Source organism: Moritella sp. (genome assembly GCF_033791185.1).
Taxonomy (GTDB): domain Bacteria; phylum Pseudomonadota; class Gammaproteobacteria; order Enterobacterales; family Moritellaceae; genus Moritella.
Map to the genome: position 1 here is coordinate 1 of NZ_JASJHF010000013.1, position 6,347 is coordinate 6,347.

6 protein-coding genes are annotated in these 6,347 nt (G+C 40.1%); all 6 read left to right on the plus strand.

Annotated features, from left to right (window positions below):
* Nucleotides 1-949: aminotransferase class III-fold pyridoxal phosphate-dependent enzyme (locus QNK26_RS00670; RefSeq protein WP_319220334.1), on the plus strand; the 949-nt coding region annotated here is incomplete at its 5' end.
* Nucleotides 950-1,303: 354 nt separating this feature from the next.
* Nucleotides 1,304-2,335 carry a TRAP transporter substrate-binding protein gene (locus tag QNK26_RS00675; RefSeq protein ID WP_319220335.1) on the plus strand — a complete coding sequence of 344 codons (1,032 nt, stop codon included), beginning with the start codon at nucleotides 1,304-1,306 and terminating at the stop codon, nucleotides 2,333-2,335.
* A gap of 114 nt (nucleotides 2,336-2,449) precedes the next feature.
* Complete coding sequence (locus QNK26_RS00680; RefSeq protein ID WP_319220336.1) at nucleotides 2,450-3,058, plus strand: TRAP transporter small permease; 609 nt, start codon at nucleotides 2,450-2,452, stop codon at nucleotides 3,056-3,058.
* Nucleotides 3,048-4,370, plus strand: coding sequence for a TRAP transporter large permease subunit (locus tag QNK26_RS00685; protein ID WP_319220337.1), 1,323 nt, complete (start codon nucleotides 3,048-3,050; stop codon nucleotides 4,368-4,370). Before QNK26_RS00680 ends, QNK26_RS00685 begins: the two co-directional genes overlap by 11 nt.
* Complete coding sequence (locus QNK26_RS00690; RefSeq protein ID WP_319220338.1) at nucleotides 4,371-4,796, plus strand: universal stress protein; 426 nt, start codon at nucleotides 4,371-4,373, stop codon at nucleotides 4,794-4,796.
* 504 nt (nucleotides 4,797-5,300) lie between these two features.
* The gene (locus tag QNK26_RS00695) at nucleotides 5,301-6,248 is read left to right on the plus strand and encodes a porin (protein ID WP_319220339.1); all 948 of its coding nucleotides are present in this window, start codon (nucleotides 5,301-5,303) and stop codon (nucleotides 6,246-6,248) included.
* The last annotated feature ends 99 nt before the right edge of the window (nucleotides 6,249-6,347 follow it).

A 6,347-nucleotide genomic window follows, 5' to 3' on the forward strand; every position in this document is an offset into this window, starting at 1 on the left:
CTATCAACAAGCGAAAGGTAATACCGGTAAATTTCGTTTTATTGGCCGTGAGCATGGTTACCATGGCGTGAATTTTGGCGGTATTTCGGTGGGCGGACTAGCACCAAATCGTAAAGGTTTTGGACCTGTGTTAGCGGCAGACCATCTCGATCATACCTTAGATATAACGCGTAATGCTTTCAGTAAAGGTTTACCAGAGTTTGGCGCTGAGAAAGCCGAGCAGTTGGAGACGTTAGTGCAATTTCATGGTGCTGATAGTATCGCCGCTGTTATTGTTGAGCCTATTGCTGGCGCGGGTGGTGTGGTGTTACCGCCGAAGGGCTACTTACGCCGCTTGCGAGAAATCTGTACGAAGTACGATATTGTCTTGATTTTTGATGAAGTTATTACCGGCTGGGGTCGTTTAGGCTCATCATTTGCGTCTAACTTATTTGATGTGATACCTGATTTGATCACATCTGCGAAAGGTATCACCAGTGGTGTCGTGCCATTAGGCGCGGTATTTGCACAAGATAAAATTTACGACACCGTTGTGAATAGCGCTGCGGATGGTGCCGTCGAGTTCTTCCATGGTTATACCTATTCAGCTCATCCAGTGGCTTGCGCTGCTGGTTTAGCGACAATGGATATTTATCAAAATGAAGGTTTATTAGAACGTGCTAATGGTGATATTGGTGATTATTTCCAAGAGGGGCTACATTCGCTTAAAGGCATACCTTCTATTATTGATATCCGTAATTGTGGCTTGATTGGTGCGGTGCAGTTTGCTCAACCGAGTCATGGTAAACCGATTGGTTTTGATATTTTGAAAAAATGTTATGACAAAGGTGTATTGACTCGCAGTATGGGTAATACGATAGCCCTTTCTCCACCGTTGATTATTGAAAAAAATCATGTGGATCAAATTATTGATACGCTTGCCGCTGTGGCAAAAGATATCGAGGTTTAAGCATGCATTAATCTGAATTTAGATGATTAATCTTTATCGCAATGCAGCCACTTTTAGAGTGGCTGTTGGCGTTTTTAGAGTGGTGATATCTATTTAGGCATAAGCCATCAGCCGCTGAAATTTATCAAGCAATGGTTAATATTAATGGTTTGAGTTTCTTCAAACTTTAGTTGGAAACAGTCAGGTTTAAACTTACGCACAAAAGTGCGACAGTTTGTCATGAATTGGCGGTTGTGATAATTAAATGAATAATTAAGTGCTGTTCATATTGAATTGACTTAATTGGTCAGCAAAGAAATATCCACAATGGATATTTCTTTATCAAGGAATAAATTAACAAGGAATATATTAGTTATGTTTAATAATCTCTTTAGCAAACAGTTAACAGCTCGCATGAAACGCTCTTTGAGTGGAACAATATTAACGTTGATTGCAACGTTAGGTGCAATCCCAAGCGTAATGGCAGCTGAATACAATTGGCGTTTTGTGAATTTATATTCCCGCGGAACTGCTTATGGTGAAGTTTATAAAAGTTTTGCAGATAATATTGAAGTGATGTCGAATGGCAGAATTAAAGTTCAAATGATGTATGCCGGTGAAGGTGTTGGCCAAACGGGCGTATTTGGTTCGGTTAAATCTGGCCTAATGACGATGGGGGCGCCGTTCCAACCTATGCATGCGGGTGAATTCCCTCCGGGTGTAGTAGAAGTCGGTTTACCTGGCACAACCAGTGATGTGGGTGAGTTAAGCACGCTATTTCGTGAGAAAGGTTGGGGTAAAGTGTTAACAGAAGCTTACGATAAACAGAACTTAGTTTGGTTAGAACCTTACATTCAACTACCTGTTTATATCTTAACTAAAAAGCCGATTAATAGCATCGATGATTTTAAAGGTTTGAAAATTAGAGCGCCTGGAGCTTACGGTAAATTCTTACGAAAATTAGGCGCATCACCAGCCTCTCTGTCTTGGAGTGAGATTTATACCAGCCTTGCTACAGGTGTAATTGATGGTTCAATTGGTAGTAATATTATCGACCATCGCGATGGTAATCACGCTGAGGTTGCTAAGTATATGTATCGATTACCTATTGCTGGCGCCCAAGTATTACCTATCGTGGTGAATAAACGTGAATGGAACAAACTACCGAAAGATCTACAAGCCATTGTGCGTAGTGCGAGTGCGTTACATGCAACTGAGCAGATGACTAAATCTCGCATCTGGGAATCTAAAGCGATTGCGGATATGGAAGAGCAAGGTATGCAGTGGAGCCCAGAACCAACTAAAGCGGATGTTGAAAAATGGAATTTAACTGCAAATTCACTGTGGTCAGAATACGCGAATACAGATCAATATAGCAGTAAATTGGTCGAAATATTACAGCAATAATGCCGCATGCTATCGAGGTGTTTAAACACCTCGATTAGTTTCTAAGCACACTGTTATATGGATAATAGATACTTACTTGGTAAGTGTTTAGTGCTGTAAGCAAGGATGATTATTATGTTTAAAACGATACTGAAGCGTTTATGCACCGGTATTAATAAAGTCGTTTTTTTTGTCGGTTTTTCAGCGTCAATATTAATGCCTTTGTTAGCACTTACTGTCGCTTTTGAAGTTTTCTCTCGCTATGTAATTGGTAGCCCGACCATATGGGCTTACGACGTATCACTATTTTTATTTGGCTATATTGCGGCTTTAGGTGGAGCGTTAGCACAGCAAAGAAAAGCACATATTAATGTCGATGTTATTTACCTATCGGTATCCGCTCGCATGAAAGCAATTTTTAATTTGCTGTCGTATAGCTTAGCCATTTATTTTTTATCAATTGTGATCCTAATTAGCTTAGAAAAGTATGATGAAGCGGTTGAATTTAATTATCGCCGACAATCTGAGTGGGCGCCATCTATGGCGCACTTTTGGGTAATGATGACCATGGCATGTAGCGTATTCATATTGCAATATATTAGTGATCTACTGCAAGATATTTTCTTTATTATTACTGGGAAAGCATTACTGGAATCGCAAAATGAACAGCAAGAGTCGGTAGTAATAGTAGATGTTGAGCCTGTCGAAACAGAATTAAAAAGAGCTGAAAATTATGAGTATTGAAGTATTAACACTGCTGTTAATTGGTTTGATTTTAACATGTTTTTCATTTGGCGCTCCGGTTGGATTGGCGTTAGGCGGGATTGCAATGGGAATGGGTTATCTGACTTGGGGGGATGGCATTTACAATTTGATCCCAACAACTCTTGAGAGCACATTTTTTAGTTTTATTTTATTAGCCATTCCTCTGTACATTTATATGGGACAATTACTCACTCGTTCGGGTATTGGCGACGCTATGTTTAATGCCAGTCAGATGTTCCTGGGTCGTATTCGTGGTTCATTGGCGATCAGTGTGATTGGCGTATGTTCTATGATTGGCGCTATGGTGGGGATCATCGGCGCGGGCATCATGACGTCCGGTAGTATTGCTTTGAAACCAATGCTAGAGCGTGGTTATGATAAACGATTAGCGCTTGGTGTCATTATGGCTGGGGGTGGTCTGGGTATTTTGATCCCGCCAAGTATTCCCATGATCATGTATTCGTCTGCAACGCAAAATTCAGTTGGACGTATGTTTATAGCTGCGTTGATACCCGCGTTGATATCTATTACGTTATTAGTTGCATACGTCGTTATTAGCTGCAAAATAAACCCCGAAAAAGCACCGATGAATACAGGTGCTGAAAAAAACATGAGTACAAAAGAGAAGGTGAAAACAGCGCGAGATGGGCTATTTTCTCTGCTACTGATTGTCGCGGTGCTAGGTAGTATCATTACCGGTATTGCGACGCCAACAGAATCGGGTGCGATTGGTGTTGTCGGTGCGATTTTATTAGCGTTCATCTTTAAACGCTTTCGTTGGAAAATGTTAAAATCGTCTGGTTTTGAAACCGCTATGTTGGTAAGTGTTTCGATGTGGATCATCCTCGGAGCTTCATTATTTAGTAATTTTCACATGCTCAGCGGCGTGCAAGCTATGGTGGCAGATATTACTAATGAGCTCAATCTTCCCCCACTCGGTGTGATTATCATGATGCAAGTCATCATGTTATTACTCGGATTTATTGTTGATGAGCTAATTATTGTCCTTATGTGTGCGCCACTCTTTACGCCAATTGTGGTGGGGCTTGGATATGATCCTATTTGGTTTGGTATCTTGATGATCTTAAACATAGAGATAGCTGTACAGACGCCACCTTATGGATTTGCGCTGTTTTATCTTAAAGGTATTGCACCGCCAGGCGTGACCATGATGGATATTTATCGTTCTATAGCACCCTTTATTTTATTAAAGCTATCGGTATTAATTTTGTGCATGGTATATCCTGAAATAGTTTTATGGTTACCTAATAAATTGATGGGAGATGGTTAGATGAGTTTGAAGCATATATTGATGCCTATTGATTTAGCATTTAACAACCTTGTCGAAAGAGAAGTTTCGATGGCACTTAAACTTCTCGCTGATGATGGGATTATTGATATGCTATTTGTTGATGATACAGCAAGTCATCGGCGTATGGCGTTAACAGCGGTTAGTGATCGCCTTGCTGAAAAACATAAGACGACAGAATTAGCTGTGCAAGCTATGTTGGATGCCGTTATTCCTAAACGACATAGGGGCCGTTGTATTATTCGCAGCGGTACGGTGTTTGATGAAGTGGTTGCGCAAGCGAAACAAAGTAATGCTGATGCGATTGTGATGGCATCAGCTAAACCCAAATTTCGGTCTTATCTATTGGGATCTAATGCCGCAAAAATAGTTCGTCATGCACCTTGTTCGGTGTTTGTGGTGCGCTAATGTAATATTTACAGTTATATGCACCGTTGTTGAGGCTCTTTATTGTTAATCTAGAGCTTTCAATTATGCGTGTATATAAGTTATTACCTTGACCATTTGGTAATTTAGCGTAACTAAGTTAGCCAAATACATTGCGCTATCACTGCTCACTGACCAAACACCGGTTAGGCAAAAAGCCTCAGATATGTTGCTTGAACAAATTAATAGTAACAGCGAGAATAATTGTTCACCTTTTCCACATTTTTCCAATTTTCACCATCCTATGCGGCCAAAGTTAAGCTATTTCTTATTTATATCAAAATTGACTGTTGGGATGGGGGAATATCTGGTATTTTTCAGTCCATGCAGAGCATTGCGTTGGTTAACGTGTTGTTCGGGACCAATATAAACTGTACGTGTTATCACTAAATGTATTTATAGATAGCTACAGTGTCAAAAATTTGGTTTCAATCTGTAATTTAAAACGTTATTTAATTATCGACTAAACTAGAAGTGGAATTGTTCATGAACAAAATAAATAAAGCACTATCTCTTACACTGGCTGCAATCGTTTCTATGCCAGCGCTTGCTGAAAATTTAAAAACTGAAGATTTTTCTTTCGGTGGCCGTATCGAAGCAAGGGCCGCTCTAACTGATAGTGACTTTAATGATAAGTCTCGTGTTCGTTTAAATGGTCAAGGCAAGCATGAAATTAATGATGCTTTAACGGCTGTTGGTAAATTCGAATATGAATTAACTCAAGCAGACTCTAGTACTGATACAGACGTTGAAAATAATATCCGTTATGGATACGTTGGTGTTGAGACTGCACACGGTACTTTAACATACGGTACTCAAGATAATGCTGTTACATATCTAACTAACTTTACCGATATGGCTGAAGTTTACAGTGGCGATACAAATAAAGGCATCACGGCAAGTGGCGACAGAGCAGAAGATACTGTTCTTTATAGTGTGACTAAAGGTGATTTAACATTCAACGCATCAGCTAACCTACAAGAGAATGTAAAAGGCGGCGGTGCGATGGTTGCTTATAAAGTGCTTCCAAGTGTTGAATTAAGTGCTGCGTATGCTGCAACAGAAACGGCTGTGGGCGCATCGGAATCATCAGATGTATACATGATCGGTGCGCGTTACACTAACGACACTCTTTTAGTTTCAGGCCTAGTACAAAAAGGCACAGCATACGATACAGACTTCGATGCAGTTGATGCATTTGCATCTTATGGCTTTGGCGAAAATAAAGTAAGTGTGTCATATAACTATTTCAGTGCTGATGAGCAAAGCGCTAAAGATGTTAACTACGTTGCATTTGAATATGGTCGTTATATTGGTGACGTAGCTGCATATGCTGGTTATAAAGTGGCATTAAACAATGACACTACTGCTGGCGCTGGTCATACTAATGGCAACGCTGACGAATTCATCGTTGGTGCTCGCTATTCTTTCTAATCTTGACTACTTAATATTGTAGTGCAGTGATAAAAGTAAAAGCCTCCTCGTTGGGAGGCTTTTTAGATCTTGGCTTCTGATCCATAAATACCTCATGTA

What these genes read in the sequence shown, in the direction of transcription:
- QNK26_RS00675 (WP_319220335.1), top strand. Translation starts at nt 1,304, where the DNA reads ATGTTTAATAATCTCTTTAGCAAACAGTTAACAGCTCGCATGAAACGC.
- QNK26_RS00680 (WP_319220336.1), top strand. Translation starts at nt 2,450, where the DNA reads ATGTTTAAAACGATACTGAAGCGTTTATGCACCGGTATTAATAAAGTC.
- QNK26_RS00685 (WP_319220337.1), top strand. Translation starts at nt 3,048, where the DNA reads ATGAGTATTGAAGTATTAACACTGCTGTTAATTGGTTTGATTTTAACA.
- QNK26_RS00690 (WP_319220338.1), top strand. Translation starts at nt 4,371, where the DNA reads ATGAGTTTGAAGCATATATTGATGCCTATTGATTTAGCATTTAACAAC.
- QNK26_RS00695 (WP_319220339.1), top strand. Translation starts at nt 5,301, where the DNA reads ATGAACAAAATAAATAAAGCACTATCTCTTACACTGGCTGCAATCGTT.